Source organism: Moorena sp. SIO3H5 (assembly GCF_010692395.1).
GTDB lineage: Bacteria > Cyanobacteriota > Cyanobacteriia > Cyanobacteriales > Coleofasciculaceae > Moorena.
This window is the reverse complement of the sequence record NZ_JAAHHS010000181.1, coordinates 1-14,604: the sequence shown is the minus strand read 5'-3', so window position 1 is coordinate 14,604 and position 14,604 is coordinate 1. Positions and strand designations below refer to the sequence as shown.

The 14,604-nt window shown below is 43.7% G+C and carries 12 protein-coding genes and 1 pseudogene; 7 read left to right on the top strand and 6 right to left on the bottom strand.

The genetic code is table 11. The features are described from left to right. Positions 1-1,271, top strand: a 1,271-nt coding sequence (locus F6K52_RS19485) for a serpin family protein (RefSeq protein WP_293081170.1), incomplete at its 5' end; no start/stop codon positions are given. Between the two features lie 95 nt (positions 1,272-1,366). Here the strand turns inward: F6K52_RS19485 and F6K52_RS19480 are convergent. Next, on the bottom strand, positions 1,367-2,536 hold the full coding sequence (locus F6K52_RS19480) for a glycoside hydrolase family 68 protein (RefSeq protein ID WP_293081167.1): 1,170 nt from the start codon (positions 2,534-2,536) through the stop codon (positions 1,367-1,369). A 1,623-nt stretch (positions 2,537-4,159) separates the two neighbouring features. Here F6K52_RS19480 and F6K52_RS19475 point away from each other — a divergent pair. Beyond that, entirely contained in the window at positions 4,160-5,137 is a 978-nt protein-coding gene (locus F6K52_RS19475; RefSeq protein WP_293081164.1) for a hypothetical protein, read from the top strand. Between the two features lie 245 nt (positions 5,138-5,382). Further along, the gene (gene pgsA, locus F6K52_RS19470) at positions 5,383-5,934 is read left to right on the top strand and encodes a CDP-diacylglycerol--glycerol-3-phosphate 3-phosphatidyltransferase (protein ID WP_293081176.1); all 552 of its coding nucleotides are present in this window, start codon (positions 5,383-5,385) and stop codon (positions 5,932-5,934) included. Here the strand turns inward: pgsA and F6K52_RS19465 are convergent. Both F6K52_RS19465 and surE read right to left on the bottom strand, forming a co-directional pair. Continuing rightward, on the bottom strand, positions 5,880-6,818 hold the full coding sequence (locus F6K52_RS19465) for an NAD-dependent epimerase/dehydratase family protein (RefSeq protein ID WP_293081162.1): 939 nt from the start codon (positions 6,816-6,818) through the stop codon (positions 5,880-5,882). The genes pgsA and F6K52_RS19465 overlap by 55 nt on opposite strands. Positions 6,819-7,007: 189 nt before the next feature. Further along, positions 7,008-7,691, bottom strand: coding sequence for a 5'/3'-nucleotidase SurE (gene surE / locus F6K52_RS19460; RefSeq protein ID WP_293081159.1), 684 nt, complete (start codon positions 7,689-7,691; stop codon positions 7,008-7,010). 392 nt (positions 7,692-8,083) lie between these two features. On the opposite strand from surE, the gene F6K52_RS19455 reads away from it, so the two are divergent. The 3 genes from F6K52_RS19455 to F6K52_RS19445 all read left to right on the top strand — a co-directional run bounded on the left by F6K52_RS19455 (position 8,084) and on the right by F6K52_RS19445 (position 11,309). Then, a complete protein-coding gene (locus F6K52_RS19455; protein ID WP_293081156.1) occupies positions 8,084-8,293 on the top strand; it encodes a hypothetical protein in 210 nt (69 codons plus the stop codon). A 928-nt stretch (positions 8,294-9,221) separates the two neighbouring features. After that, positions 9,222-9,911 (top strand): Crp/Fnr family transcriptional regulator, encoded by a 690-nt coding sequence (locus F6K52_RS19450; RefSeq protein WP_293081153.1) that lies wholly within the window; start codon positions 9,222-9,224, stop codon positions 9,909-9,911. A 363-nt stretch (positions 9,912-10,274) separates the two neighbouring features. Further along, a complete protein-coding gene (locus F6K52_RS19445) occupies positions 10,275-11,309 on the top strand; it encodes a glycosyltransferase family 4 protein (RefSeq protein ID WP_293081150.1) in 1,035 nt (344 codons plus the stop codon). A 212-nt stretch (positions 11,310-11,521) separates the two neighbouring features. Here F6K52_RS19445 and F6K52_RS19440 read toward each other — a convergent pair whose 3' ends face one another. Continuing rightward, entirely contained in the window at positions 11,522-11,797 is a 276-nt protein-coding gene (locus tag F6K52_RS19440) for a hypothetical protein (RefSeq protein ID WP_293081145.1), read from the bottom strand. Between the two features lie 70 nt (positions 11,798-11,867). Between F6K52_RS19440 and F6K52_RS19435 the strand changes: the two genes are divergently transcribed. Next, a complete protein-coding gene (locus F6K52_RS19435) occupies positions 11,868-12,944 on the top strand; it encodes a glycosyltransferase family 4 protein (RefSeq protein WP_293081140.1) in 1,077 nt (358 codons plus the stop codon). A 461-nt stretch (positions 12,945-13,405) separates the two neighbouring features. Here the strand turns inward: F6K52_RS19435 and pgmB are convergent, their stop codons facing one another. Next, positions 13,406-14,257: a beta-phosphoglucomutase gene (gene pgmB, locus F6K52_RS19430; protein WP_364418596.1), complete on the bottom strand. Its 852-nt coding sequence runs from the start codon at positions 14,255-14,257 to the stop codon at positions 13,406-13,408. A 36-nt stretch (positions 14,258-14,293) separates the two neighbouring features. Continuing rightward, positions 14,294-14,581: pseudogene (locus F6K52_RS37030) on the bottom strand (hypothetical protein); the annotation flags it as partial. Positions 14,582-14,604: the final 23 nt, after the last annotated feature.

The window sequence follows — 14,604 nt, the reverse complement described above, 5'->3', positions numbered from 1 at the left end:
ATCAAATGCTTAGTCGTATAGCCACTGTTATGGCAGTCAGCATCCTGCTTACAGGTATATTGGGGTGTGTGTCGGAAAAAACCAATGCCCTTGACCCTCTGCCTAACTCCGAACCAACCAAAGAATCAATTTCAGCTGACCAGCAACCAACTCTAGACGTAGATACCAATCTTGTAGACGCTAATACTAAATTTGGCTTCAAGCTATTCTCAGAAATTCTCAAGCAGGACACTAACAAGAATATTTTTGTCTCTCCCACCAGCATCGCCATTGCCCTAGACATGGCTTACAACGGTGCCAGCGGCGAGACTCAAGAGGCTATGGCAAAAGTCCTAGAATTAGAGGGATTGAGTCTAGATCAACTCAACCAGGGGAATAACGCCTTAAAAGCTAGCTTGGAAAATGCTGACCCTGATGTCCAGCTGTCCATTGCCAACTCCCTGTGGGCTAACCAAGGCATTGACATCAACCCCAAATTTATTAAAAACAACCAGAAATTCTACAAAGCAGAGGTCACAGAACTTGATTTTAGTAGTGCCAAGGCTGCAACAAAAATTAACCGTTGGGTCAAAAATAACACAAACGGCAAAATCAAAAAGATTGTCGAACGCACTCAAGGGGATGAATTACTTTTCTTAATTAATGCTATCTATTTTAAAGGCAGCTGGACCAGAGAATTCGATAAAAGTCAAACGTCTGATCAAGCTTTTTATATCTCTGATGTAAACCAAAAGCAACACCCAATGATGTATCAGTATGGGAAGTATCAGTACTATGAAAATGATGCCTTTCAAGCTGTAAGTATTCCCTACGGTAAAGAACGGTTGAGTTTGTATGTTTTCTTACCCCGTGAAGGGAGCAGCTTGGCAGAATTTCAACAACAACTCACAGCGGAAAACTGGCTACAATGGATGAAAGAGTTTAGGTCGCGAGATGGGTCAATTCGGCTACCCCGCTTTAAATTTGAATACGATATTAAACTCAATGATTCCCTAAAAGCTTTGGGGATGGATGTGGCGTTTACCGATAACGCTGATTTTTCTAATCTGACCTCTGCATCAGCAGCGATTAGTCAAGTCAAGCACAAAACCTTTGTAGAAGTGAATGAAGAAGGCACTGAAGCAGCCGCTGCTACTTCTATCGGTGTTGTTCCGACTTCGATTAGCATAGATCAACCATTTAATCTAGTGGTTAATCGTCCTTTTTTCTGTACTGTTCGGGACAATAAAACTGGAGCAATTTTGTTCATGGGTTCGATTCTGGAACCGTAAGCTATTAGCTATTGAATTAGTGTGAAGGTTGTTTGGTTAAAGGTTAAAAGTTAAAGGTTCAGAAGATAACCTTTAACCTGGTAACCTCGTTAACCTTAGGCACGTAGCTTGAATAGAATTGCATCCCAAATACAGTATCCCTCACGTCCATATAATAGTGATGAGGGATCAGCAACACCCTGCTGACCAGAAGGACTTACTTTTTTAATTTCTGGATAATCGTTGTCCCACAACACTTTCCACTGACCAGAAACATCCAGTTCCTCAATTCCTAAATTTAACCCATAGGCGATCAGGTCTTGTTGGTTATTGTGCTCAAAGTTAATGGCATACAAGTTAGACTCGGAGGATCCTTTCACAACAGGTACCACTCCTGCTGGTTCATAGGGACCGTTGATCTGTGGCGATACAAAATGGTAAAGACTTGAGTCAGTAATCGAGGCACCTTCGTTTCCAAGTTGCTCAAGCCAACGGGGATCCACATGTTGCTTCATCACAGAGAAAAACATGTGCCACATTCCTCCTTTATAGTAAACGTGGCTTCGTTCACACTCGTAAAATAGACCTTGCTCACCTTCATCGGTCATGAAATGAGGAAACAGGGCTGGTGGCAACAGTGTATAGGGTCCTTCGAGTTCATCTGCTACTGCTAGACCAATACAGCCTTTCTTGGGTTGGGAATTTGTCTTGGCAGCAGCAGATAGAAACATCCAATACTTGCCTTCGTGAAAGATTGGGAAAGGATCGCGCAACTGGCGGTGACGTTGGTCCGGCATTAATGGATGCTCGGAGTAATCGTAGTATTTTTCCCAATCACGAAATTCGATCAGTTGGGGAACTTGCCAATCAATCTCGTGATTATCCCTAATGATTCCCTTACAGAAGCCAATATACTCATGAAGCAAATCAGGACGGCCTGGAGATCCACCGTAAAAGAAATACAGGGTATTTTCGTTTACCAACCGTAAGCTTCCTGCTAGAAGGCGAGAGCTTCGCCAGTGGTCATCCCGGTCTGGCTGAAAGACAGGACCTAAGTGCTTAATTACAGACAAATCTTCATCAAGAATAGCCCCACCAATTTCTCCTCTCTGCCAAGGCACTCCCTCTAAATCCTTTCCTCCTTGAATGTAAAGCAAGAGATATTTAGACAGAGCTGCTTGACTTGGAGCAGGTTGATGAGGCGTTGTTTGGATGCTGATATCATGGTTGAACAGTTGCTCTAAGGTCGCAGCGTCGCTCCTGCCCTGATCGATTTGTTGTATCATCAGCTTCTGCTTAGGATATTTTTAGTTTTGTTAAGGGAATATTATTTTATTTAATCAATGTATTATTTTTTTGACAAGGGGATCGATCAAATTGCAGGGATATGGAGCATAATCCAAGTATTTATACTTAGATTTTTCCATTTTTGACAAGGGGATCGATCAAATTGCAGGGATATGGAGCACAATCTAAGTATCAATACTCATCTTTTCCCAAAAATTTGCGTTCGCGTAGCGTAGCCCTTCGGGCTAATCGCTTTTAGCGGAAGCGAAGCTTCATCGCGTAGCGTAGCCCTTCGGGCTAATCGCCTTTGGCGCAGCAAAGCTGATTGGCCTTTGGCCACGCTACGCGAACGGCTAAGCCGCGCCAAAGGCGATCGCAAATTTTGAGCAATATGTATTACTAAGTAATATATTAAAGTTACACCTTTGAAAGTTTAATCGGTAGGCTGGCTCATGCAACTTCAGCATCGAGGTATAGAATTTGCGATATGTATTACATAGTAATACATTAAAATACACCCTTGATAGCCTGATCTTTCGGCTGGCTGATGCAAATTTAGCATCGAGGTATAGCCTGAGATCCTATCTATAGTGCCCAAGCCTTGGGCTCCTAAATTAGGATTTGGCTTCGAGTTTGGCTTCGAGTTTTCCTTTCAACTGCGTAAGTCCTAGTAGTCTGAACTTAATTAAATCTTTGTCTATGTCTTCACAAGTTAAAGATTTGATTGTGATTCCCATTAATAAGCAATTTTACCAATGACATTTCCCCAACACTATTTGCTATCCTAGAAATAAGTTTGGTAGTCATAGGTAAAAAAAGCGAATACAGACCTCGCTTAAATTCTGCTATAGCCTTAAGCTATTCTGAATCAATATTAGGAATTACGTAGTAACTCTCTGATTATATTATTAGAGGGTAGTTGACCAATTAAAACACTATGCTTTACTATGCTTTGAGCGGTCAACAGTGAGCCTATTTGCTGATAGCTAAATCAACCTCAAACTTTATGCCTGTCAAAAGTATAGATAGAGCTTTCACTCCTATCAGTACGTAATTCCTCACTAGTTTAATGTATTCAGTAAAAAAACTGCTTGAATACATAGACTATTGTTTAATCATTAGGTGTTGCTTCTCTACATTAGATAAAAATTAGACAGGCTCTAATTCAGTGCTCAGGTGCCCTTGACCCATTCAGAATTAAATTCGCCACGGGTCGGTCGCACCTCAGGAATTTTCCTTACTTTACCCTACTACCGAATTATTACTTTCTACTGTCTGGCGTTGCATAAATCCGGAATGATTTTAATAGTTTTGTGGAATTGGCATCTTTTAAGTGCGCTTTCCGCATTAAGAATTAAATTCACGCTTTGGTCGCACCTATCAGCGTCGCCTACGGCGAAAGCGTGGCCTACGGCCTCCGCTACGGGAACGGGTCGCACCTGTGGAACGGGCATCTTGCCTGTTTCATTTCCGGGCAAGCAGGATGCCCACCCCACTGCTATTCATCCGAAGATTCAGCAATACCTACTCTCTAGTTTATGCCTTAGTAAAGAGGCTAATTTTCTAGGGATTTAATCACAGTTATTCACTAACCAATACTCTTACACAAAAGCAGGTAACTCATGCTTCCTAACCACAGTTTACAACTCCCAGATAAATGGATCTGGGACTTCTGGCTAGCTCAAGATATTTCTGACTATCACTTATTTTACTTGCAAGCTTCTAAGGATTTACCGGATCCAGAAGACCGACATTGGCATGTTTCATTTGGTCACGCTGTTTCTCAGGATTTACGCAACTGGCAGATTCTACCAGATGCTATGAAGCCTGAAGCTTATGGTGACGTGGATGAGTACACTAATTGGACTGGCTGCGTAATTCGTCATGATGGTCTGTGGTATCTCCCATATACCAGCACTGATCGCAAAGAGCAAGGAAAAATCCAACGCATCAGCCTTGCGACCTCCAAAGATTTAATCCACTGGGAAAAACATCCGAAAAACCCGGTGATCGAGGCTGATAGTCGCTACTACGAGAAGTATGATCTCGAGCACCCTGAGAAAAACCTTTGGTTCGATGAAGCCTGGCGTGATCCTTGGGTGTTTCAGGATCCAGAAACAGGGGAATTTCATGCTTTAATTACTGGTCGCGTTAACTATGGTCCTGCCGAAAGTCGCGGCGTAATTGCTCATGCCACTTCACAAAACCTGATTGATTGGCAAGTATTGCCACCATTAACTGAGCCGATGACGTTCGGGACTATGGAATGTCCCCAAGTGGTTCTCATCGAGGGGCGCTACTATCTGCTCTTCTCGATCCCCCCAGGAGAGTGTGTTGATAGTAACCTTACGGGGACGTTCTACATGGTTGCTGATCATCCTTTAGGACCATTTTCTGATCCAAAGCCCCTCTGGGTTGATTCAGTGAAGCGGCTCTATTCCGGGAAACTGGTACAAGGTCCTGATCAGATCTGGTACTTTATGTCATGGCGTAATTTCGCTCTAGACGGGAGCTTTCTCGGCGATATCAGCGAACCTGTGCCGATCAAAGTTGATGACCAGGGCAATTTGATCGTGCTTGAACCAGCAATGGTTCATTAGACGTCTTCGGGAATTCAGCAATAGGCAATCGGAAACGAGGAAGAGGAATTATAGGGGTTCTCAGTTTGGTGAGGTACATACTAAATTTATTCCCTCTCCTCCATCGGTTCTCATTTCCATAGACGAAATGCTTAAGGGGGCACACGCTGTGCCCCTAAAATTAGTTTGGGTGAATGGTCAGTAAACAATTACCAATTACCGATTACCGATTACCGATTACCGATTACCGATTACCGATTACCAGAATGACTCTGCCTAACTGGATTACCTTTTCCCGCTTACTGGGGTTGCCCTTTATCCTATATTTCCTAAATCACCCAACTGACCAAAGCCGCTGGATCGGTTTCGGGATCTTTCTCCTTGCTGCTGGAACGGATTGGTTAGATGGTTATCTAGCTCGTAAACTGAACCAAATTACTGATTTAGGCAAATTCCTTGACCCGTTAGTGGATAAATTTTTGGTACTAGCGCCCCTACTAGCATTAATTGAACTAGGTCAGGTACCCGCTTGGGGAGTCTGTTTGATTTTGGCACGGGAGTTAACGATCGCAGGTTGGCGAGTTAACCCCAAGTTATCCGGTAGCGCTAGCATACAGGGAGCCAATATCTGGGGTAAACTCAAAACCGTCAGCCAAATTAGTGCGATCGCACTTTTAATTGCTCCAACTCCCGACACCTGGATCATCCCATCCCTTGTCCTTTTCTGGCTATCGGTGGTCCTAACCTTAATCTCTGGTTTAGTTTACCTGTTACCCGCTAATATCTGGTCATCAACGTCAAAATCTACCTCAGCTTGATCCCGACCTGAAGCCAGATAATCCTTCTCGAAGGAGTCTTTCAGTCCCGAAAGCAAATCATACTCCGGTTGCCAGTTAAGTTCAGTCTTAGCCTTATGGATATCAGCAAAAAAGTGCTGTAATCGAAATGGGAAAGCCTTGCGCTTACCAAAATCAAACTGCTTGGGGTCATAATGCACGAGCTTGACCTCATCAGCCGACTTACCACAGGCCATAGCGCAGGTTCGTGCTAAACCATCAAAGGTGACATAGCGTTCCCCGGACACGTTGTAAATTTTACCAATCGCTTCGCTATTCCCCAATACTGCCGCCATTGCCCTGGCCAAGTCCTGACAATGACCTAACTGAGTAATGTGCATGCCATTACCAGGGATGGGAATAGTGCGATCGCGAACAATCCGGTCAAAAAACCAAGCCTCCACATCATTATAATTTTGGGGACCATAAATATAAGTTGGACGAATCGCGGTAAATGGCACCCCAAGTTCTTGTAGGTAAGCCTCAGTATGATGTTTACCCTTGTGGCGAGAATTGGGATCAACGGGATCTCCTTCGAGATGGGGTAACTGGTCAGACTTTAAGTACACCCCAGCCGAACTCATATACACAAAATGCTGCACCCGGTCTTTAAAAATTTCCACTAACGGTTGAGTATCACTCAACTCCCGAGCATTATTATCGAAAATGCCATCAAACTCTTGAGACGATAACATTTCTTTGAGCTGATTGGCATCTTTGCGATCGCCATGAATCTGTTGGACTCCTGGCAGTGGCGCTGGCTTATTTCCCCGATTGAACAGCACCACCTCATGGCCTATCTCCACCAAAACCTTGGTTAAATAAACCCCAACAAACCGGGTACCACCCATGATTAAAATTCGCATGGTAACTAATTACTAAAAACTTTGATTCACGCTATAGATTAATCCCCTGTTCGCGTACTTTGTGCCTTCGTGGTTCCAAACCAAACCACCCATAGCATCGCTGCCAGGACTTAGACAGTTACTGTACTAGTAGGGGCACCCTACTACCTAAGGGAGTTTGATGCCCAGTTTTCGGTAAGTCCTGATTCCTTAAAGTCGCAACTGAGTCACAGCAATATTACCCGAAAAACACACATCCACATCAGTACCAGGAGCGCGATCGCGTTTGTCATACTCCCCCTCATAATAGTAGTGATCCCCTTCCACACGATACTTTGTCGGTAACGGTTTAGTACTCGGTTCACAAAATACCACCTCTGGCTCAGGTGAACCCGGTTCCAAGTGAGGTAAATTCACATTCCAGTAAGTACCAGCAGCAATCGGACGATTCAACAAATCCGCCAACACCCTAGCTGTCCAACGACTCGCCACCTCCCAATTAATCACCCAAGGTTTTTTTATCCAGTGGGAAATTGCAATACCTGGTATTCCCTGTATGGCCGCTTCCCTAACCGCCGCCACTGTACCAGAAATATAAACATCAACCCCCAAGTTACCGCCAGCATTAATACCTGACAGAACCCACTTTACCTCTGGTATAATATGTGATATTGCAAGGCGAGTACAATCGGCTGGGGTACTAGACACTGCATACTCATAGTTTGACCGACGTTGGACGTGAATCGGTTTATATGTAGTCACCTGATGGCCACAGCCTGAATGATGCTCCTTCGGAGCGATAACGACAAAATTACCGTTACCGTTGACCGCTTGCTCTAGTGCTTTAATTCCGGGAGCATCTATCCCATCGTCGTTCGTTAGGATTATAGTCATTAGTTTAGTCGTTAGTGGTTAATCATTAACAGCTGAGTATGGAAAACGATCTAATCCAAGCCAAACTATCAAGGAATATCGAAACCGTATTACAAACTTAAAGCCAATCATCTCAAATTGCTTGACCATATGCACGCTTATACTTCCTTTGGGTCTAAACCGAGCTTTTGGTTTAGCTATGGAGGTTAAGCTCTGATCTCCGTAAAGCTAAAAAGTTAATAGCTGCTGGCGCAGCCGAAAAGTAGCTCGCTCTTCTGACCGCTGAAAGTATAGCTGGGTTATAGCTACCCCAGATCCGCGATCTTACAACCTCAGCTGAAAATCTTTCAACCAACTGCTATGGCAAGTCAGGGATACATCTACAACCTTCAACCTATTGGCAAACCAGGATTATGACTCACAATAGCAAAAATCAGCCATCTACCCGCTCTCAGCCAACTGTTAATTTTACCGAAGAAGAGCTGCAAGATATCTTACGGTATGCTAATGAACACGGTATTAATCCTTTTGTACTAGTCAAACTTATTGCCCAAATTCGGAAACAGAAAATTGCCCAAGCTCACCAGAGGCAGATTCGGAGCAGGGAAACTGTGTGTCAATAGAGCCACAGTTATTAAACTCAAGGCGCTGAATTTGTTAGCCGTCAGGTTCTTGAATAAGAAGTTGTCGAGCGCATTCCCCTGCTATTGTGTATGCATAGTTAGCAACGGTAAGCCAAGACACAAATTTTTTGTTTCATATCTTAACACTCTCAGATAGAATCGGATATACTGAAAGAGTAATGGTGAGGTCGATACCATTATAAAAACAAAAACTAATAAATAATTGACGATTAAAGCGCTTATAAATGATGTTTAAAACTTAGAGTCTAATCCATAAGTTAAAAAACTCCGGTTAGCCAGCATTGAATAATACAAAAAGTTCCTCAAAGGTTTGGTTATATTAGAAACTTTTCAATGATAGTAAAAAAAAGCTAACCGTTAGTCCAGGGCTATTTCATTATGGTCTGAGATGGGCTGGTGCTATTAGAGACGCAATTTTAAATTGAACCTGGGGTTAAAACAACGGAAATAGCTAGTGTTAAAGATAGTATAGTCAAGTTGTTTGGGTCGCACAATTAACTGATAGAGGGTTTTACATTCGGCATGCTCTAACTACCTTCTAGTAGTGAATAGGTTCATACTCTATAAAAAAAGACTCTCTTACTACAATCAAACAATTCCCATCTAATTTTAAACCATCACTCCTTACTAGCAAAGGGGTTAAGCCACTAAACTATTAAATTTAAATAGGCGACAGGTTAGTAGGGGAGTGTTGAATTAAATTATGTAGGTAACTGGTGAAGGATAACACTCAACAGTCTATAGCTGATAGTATCATCAGTATTCACCCTTACTTACATGTTGGTTTAATAGAGTTAGTTTAATAGAATGTGGTTAACCACTATCACTGCTAGGCTTGTTTTGTCCAAGCAGTTCGAGATCGTTACTATTGCCTATAATTCTTTCAATCTCAGCTTAAAGAACCCTAATGCAGACTACAGCTTATAGTGAGCTTTTCCCACTATTTAATTCAGCTAGCCCAAAAACCTTAGAATGGTTTGAGTCCATAGCGGTGGAGCATGAGTACCCGACCGACCGAGCTATCATCATGGAAGATGCTTGGGGTAATGCTGTTTACTTTATTGTCTCCGGCTGGGTTAAAGTGCGACACTTACGCGGTGAAAACGATGTCACACTAGCAATTTTGGGTCGGGGTGACTTTTTTGGTGAAATGGCAATTCTTGATGAATCTCCCCGTTCAACTGATATCGTTGCCATGTCGAACGTGCGACTACTGACCATTTCTGCGCAACGCTTTATTCAAACTCTCTTTAAAGATCCCCAGTTGCACCATCGCATGTTACAACTGATGGTGCGACGGTTACGTCAGAGCAATGTCCGGTTACAAAATCGCTATAAACCTCCAGCGGTTAATTTAGTCAATACTCTAGTTGGTTTGGCAGACAATTACGGTGAAATCACTGAAAAAGGCACAGAAATCTATAACATTTCCTATCAAGACTTAGCTGACATCACAGATATCAGTGTAGAGGATACTACCAAAATTATGGAAAAGCTCGAGAGTAAGGGCTGGATTATAGCTGACCGGGAGCAGCAGACTATGCGCTTGATGAATATCAAGCAGCTAACTCAGCTGGTCAGACGAGGTAGCTCATGAAGCAAGATTAGCTTGATAGTGCTACCTGCGCTACAAGGGAGGCGTGCCACTTGGTTAGGAGATTTGGTGGCACTTGGTTAGGAGATTTGGCTGAATTTACCAACATCCGGCTTGATAGATTACTTATCATAAGCTAATATTTCTTCATAAAGTTAAATAAAACTTAAATTAATTCATCTATCTACACCTGTAGGGTAATGACTTACTCCCGGGGCATGTAGATTGATTAGGTCTATCTTATTTTCAAAAGCTAAAAACTTTCTGTAAGATACCAGAATCGGTTTGATTTGTGATACTAGCACCGTCTTAAATTTTGCTAGGTCTCAATCAAGCTAATTTAGAAAATTTTCGGAGGACTATAATATGCGGATAGCTCAAGTTTCCCCCTTATGGGAGAGAGTTCCCCCGCCAGGGTATGGTGGGATCGAACTAGTGGTTAGCCACCTGACTGATGAATTAGTTCGTCGCGGTCACGATGTCACTCTATTTGCATCTGGAGATTCGATCACTAAGGCAAAACTAGACTCTGTGGCTCCTCAGGCTTTGCGCCTTGACCCTTTAGCAGAGGTACCGCTAATTTATGAGCTACTGCAATTGACTCAAATTTGCGAGGTCGCTGATCAGTTTGACTTAATTCACTTTCACCTAGGACCAATAGCCTTTCTGGTTATCGACAAGATTAAGACCCCTGTGGTTTTTACCATGCATGGTCGCTTTGGCACTAATATTAGCAAGATTTATGACCGATACCGCCACATACCCCATATTAGCATCAGTAATCATCAGCGGTCATCCGGACCAGATATGAGTTACGTTGCCACCGTTTACAATGGTGTTAGCATAGAAGACTATCCGTTCAATCCTGAACCAGCTGACCCCCCCTACTTAGCATTTTTGGGTCGTTTTTCAGAGGAGAAAGGCCCTCATCACGCCATTAAAATTGCCCGTGAAACTGGCTGGACGTTGAAAATGGCAGGCAAGGTTGATACAGTTGACCGGAAGTTCTTCGACAAAGAAGTTGCTCCTCAAATTGACGGTGAACAAATTCAATTCTTGGGTGAAGTTACCCATGAACAGAAGGTGGAATTAATATCCAAAGCGAGCCTGACCCTATTTCCGATTGCCTGGCCCGAACCTTTTGGTTTGGTGATGATTGAGTCGATGTGTGTTGGGACTCCAGTGATTGCCACGAAATTTGGCTCTGTACCAGAGGTGGTGGCAGACAAGAGAACTGGGATAATCTGTGCCAGTCCTGAGGATATGAATACTGCCATTCCAGAAGCCCTTAAACTCTCTCGCCAAGAGTGCCGTAAGTATGTAGAAGAGTTCTTCAGTGTTCCCAAAATGGTTGATGGCTATGAAGCAGCTTATCAGAAACTGCTAGAACAGCATAGCTGAGTGTGTCGATACAAGAACTTGCCAGTTGATACTCAGCACTCCCTACTGAGTACTCAGGACTATAACCAAAAAAATATGGCTGAGTGAATTAGACTTCTGTGCTGCGTGCAAGAACAGATCTGGTGCTGGCGAGCGAGCGGGTGACACTGTAGCCGTCAGAAATTTAATCAATGCGATTGGCCTTTGGCCACGCTACGCGAACGCTTCCGCGCTTATGCGATCGCGCCATACCCAATCGTTCCATAACTTCCTTCTGACGAGGTTAGACCGTACTGCTCCCGGATCAGGTATAGCAACATCCTGACATCGGGCTGCTTGAGCACTTGCTTTTGACTTGCTCCCTCAATGCCAAGGACAGACTGCATGGAACGGGTACGTGGCTCGTAATTTTCCAGGGGGAATGTAGATAGATTAGGTCTAGCTTCTTCCCAAAAGCTAAAGACTTTCTGTAAGATAGCAGAATCGGTTTTTATTTGTGATAAGAGCACTGTCTTAAGTTTTGCTAGCTCTCAATCCAGTCAATTTAGCTAATTTAGAAAATTTTTGGAGGACTATGATATGCGGATAGCTCAAGTTTCCCCCTTATGGGAGAGAGTTCCCCCACCAGGCTATGGTGGTATTGAACTAGTTGTGAGCCAACTGACTGATGAATTAGTTAGTCGTGGTCACGATGTCACCCTATTTGCGTCTGGAGATTCCATCACTACCGCTAAAATAAAGTCTGTGGCTCCTCAGGCTTTGCGCCTTGATCCCTCCGTAGAGGCACCAATAGTTTACGAACTACTGCAACTGGCTCAGATTAGCGAGGTGGCTGATGAGTTTGACCTAATTCACTTTCACACAGGGATGATTACCTTTCCGGTGATTGACTTGTATAAGACCCCTGTGGTTCATACCATGCATGGTCGCTTCGGCAATGATATTAGCAAGGCTTATGCGCGATATAGCCACATACCTCATATTAGCATCAGTAATCATCAGCGGTCATCCGGACCAGATATGAATTATGTTGCTACGGTTTACAATGGTGTTAAGATAGAAGATTATCCGTTCAATCCAAAAGCAGCAGATGACCCCCCCTACTTAGGGTTTTTGGGTCGTTTGTCAAAGGAGAAAGGCCCTCATCATGCGATCAGGATTGCTCGTGAAACTGGCTGGAACTTGAAAATGGCGGGCAAGGTTGATGTAGTTGACCGGGAATTCTTTGAACAAGAAATTGCTCCCCACATTGACGGTAAACAAATTCAATTCTTGGGTGAAGTAACCCACGAAGAGAAGGTGGAATTATTATCCAAAGCCAGCCTGACCCTGTTTCCGATTACCTGGCCGGAACCTTTTGGTTTGGTCATGATTGAGTCAATGTGTGTTGGGACTCCAGTGATTGCCACGAACTTTGGCTCTGTACCGGAGGTGGTGGCAGACAAGAGAACTGGGATCATCTGTCCCACTGTTGAGGATATAAAGGCTGCCATTCCAGAGGCTCTTAAACTCTCTCGCGAAGGTTGCCGTAAGTATGTAGAAGATACCTTCAGTGTTCCTAAGATGGTTGATGGCTATGAAGCGGCTTATCAGAAAGTGCTAGAACAACATAAGTCAGCTAATGGCAAAACCTCAGCCCCTGTCAGTGCAGTATAATCGTTTAGATAATGCTTAACGCTTTATCCAGATAATTATAGGAAATCGGAAGGCAAAACTCCCCACATTCATTGGGAAAATGTAGCCAACCACGGCACTTTTCAGTGCGGTTAATCTGTTAGTATCAAAAAGTGAAACCCAGTAGAAAAAACCATCTACGTTTTTCAACAATCTAGTTCAATCTAGTTAATTAAAAATCCCTGCGAAGCAGGTCACTACTAGATATACTAGTCTACCTATAGGTAGTAAACAATGGTGGTAATTCACTCTAAACATAAAAATGAAATAGACAAGTCCTGAGTTGCCAAGTTCATTGAGTTCTGAATAATAAATTACAGTAACTGATTTATATTAAGCAGCACTCGCTACTCGGTACTCAGGACTATAACCAAAAAAATATGGCTGGGTGAAGTCTAATTCACCCAGCCAATTTAGTTCAAAATAGTTAGTTCATGGATACTCTAACAAGGAATTAAACGATTCCCTGCTAATTGTTTTTGGAGGTTGCTCCAGTGTATGCCTTCGAGACTGGGTAACACCAGGTGGGCTGCTCCAACTCGTTCAACTGGACCAAGTCCTACAGACCACATACCAGCAGCTAGAGCGGCTTCGACACCAGACCCGGCATCTTCTACTACTACACAATAAGCGGGTTCCAATCCCAACTGCTGTGCTGCGTGCAAGAACAGATCTGGTGCTGGCTTAGAGCGGGTCACACTATAGCCGTCAGAAATTGAATCAATGCGATCGCTAATACCCAATCGTTCCATAACTTCCTTGGCATTTTTGCTACCGGAGCCAATCGCTACTTTGATACCAGCTTCCTTGAGTTCAATCAGTAACTCTAGAGCTCCAGGTAGTAAGTCAGCCTTAGAGATGTTCTTGATCAATTCCAGATAGAACTTGTTTTTGCGATCCATCATCTCTTGGAATTGCTCTTCTGTGGCTGAGCGACCGTTCAAAAGTTCCATCAGGGACTCTCGACGTGAAAGACCCCGCAGTGCTTCGTTGGCCTCGCGATTAAAGGGAATACCCTCTTCATCAGCTAGTTTTTGCCAAGCTTGGTAATGATATTCTGCGGTATCAGTGATTACGCCATCTAAGTCAAAAATCACACCCTGGATTTGAGCTGGAGAGCCGGGGGGTCGAGAACTTGAGGAGATGGTAGTCCCAGATTGTGCTGTTTGAGTACTGGTTTCTGGATTGAGATCAAACTCGTACTTCTGTCCACGCCATTGCAGCTTAAACTTCAGACGTGTCCAGCCCGGTAGGAAGTGGGGAATAGCAACAGGTCCATCGTCTGTGAACTTGATCCCAGCGCACCCAAAGATTATAGCTTGCCATAGACCACCACCGGAAGCAGCATGAATGCCTTCATGAGCGTTACGCCGCACATTTTCTAGGTCTACCATTGCTGCCCGCATAAAGTGGACATAAGCTTCCTCGGTCTTTCCTAATTCACAGGCGAGGATGGCGTGAACCGCAGGACCGAGGGACGAACCATAGGTGTGATCGGTGCGAGGAGAATAGTAGTCCCAACTTCGTTGCAAAATTTCCCGGTATTTCTCGGGATCAGAGGTTACGCCGTACTGCTCCCGCATCAGGTATAGTAACATCAAGACATCTGGCTGCTTGAGTACTTGCTTTTTAGTTGCTCAGA

Excerpts from the sequence above, each read along its gene's own strand:
- F6K52_RS19445 (WP_293081150.1), top strand. The coding sequence starts at position 10,275 with ATGCGGATAGCTCAAGTTTCCCCCTTATGGGAGAGAGTTCCCCCGCCA.
- F6K52_RS19465 (WP_293081162.1), bottom strand. The coding sequence starts at position 6,818 with ATGCGAATTTTAATCATGGGTGGTACCCGGTTTGTTGGGGTTTATTTA.
- pgsA (WP_293081176.1), top strand. The coding sequence starts at position 5,383 with ATGACTCTGCCTAACTGGATTACCTTTTCCCGCTTACTGGGGTTGCCC.
- F6K52_RS19455 (WP_293081156.1), top strand. The coding sequence starts at position 8,084 with ATGACTCACAATAGCAAAAATCAGCCATCTACCCGCTCTCAGCCAACT.
- F6K52_RS19435 (WP_293081140.1), top strand. The coding sequence starts at position 11,868 with ATGCGGATAGCTCAAGTTTCCCCCTTATGGGAGAGAGTTCCCCCACCA.
- surE (WP_293081159.1), bottom strand. The coding sequence starts at position 7,691 with ATGACTATAATCCTAACGAACGACGATGGGATAGATGCTCCCGGAATT.
- F6K52_RS19480 (WP_293081167.1), bottom strand. The coding sequence starts at position 2,536 with ATGATACAACAAATCGATCAGGGCAGGAGCGACGCTGCGACCTTAGAG.
- F6K52_RS19450 (WP_293081153.1), top strand. The coding sequence starts at position 9,222 with ATGCAGACTACAGCTTATAGTGAGCTTTTCCCACTATTTAATTCAGCT.
- F6K52_RS19475 (WP_293081164.1), top strand. The coding sequence starts at position 4,160 with ATGCTTCCTAACCACAGTTTACAACTCCCAGATAAATGGATCTGGGAC.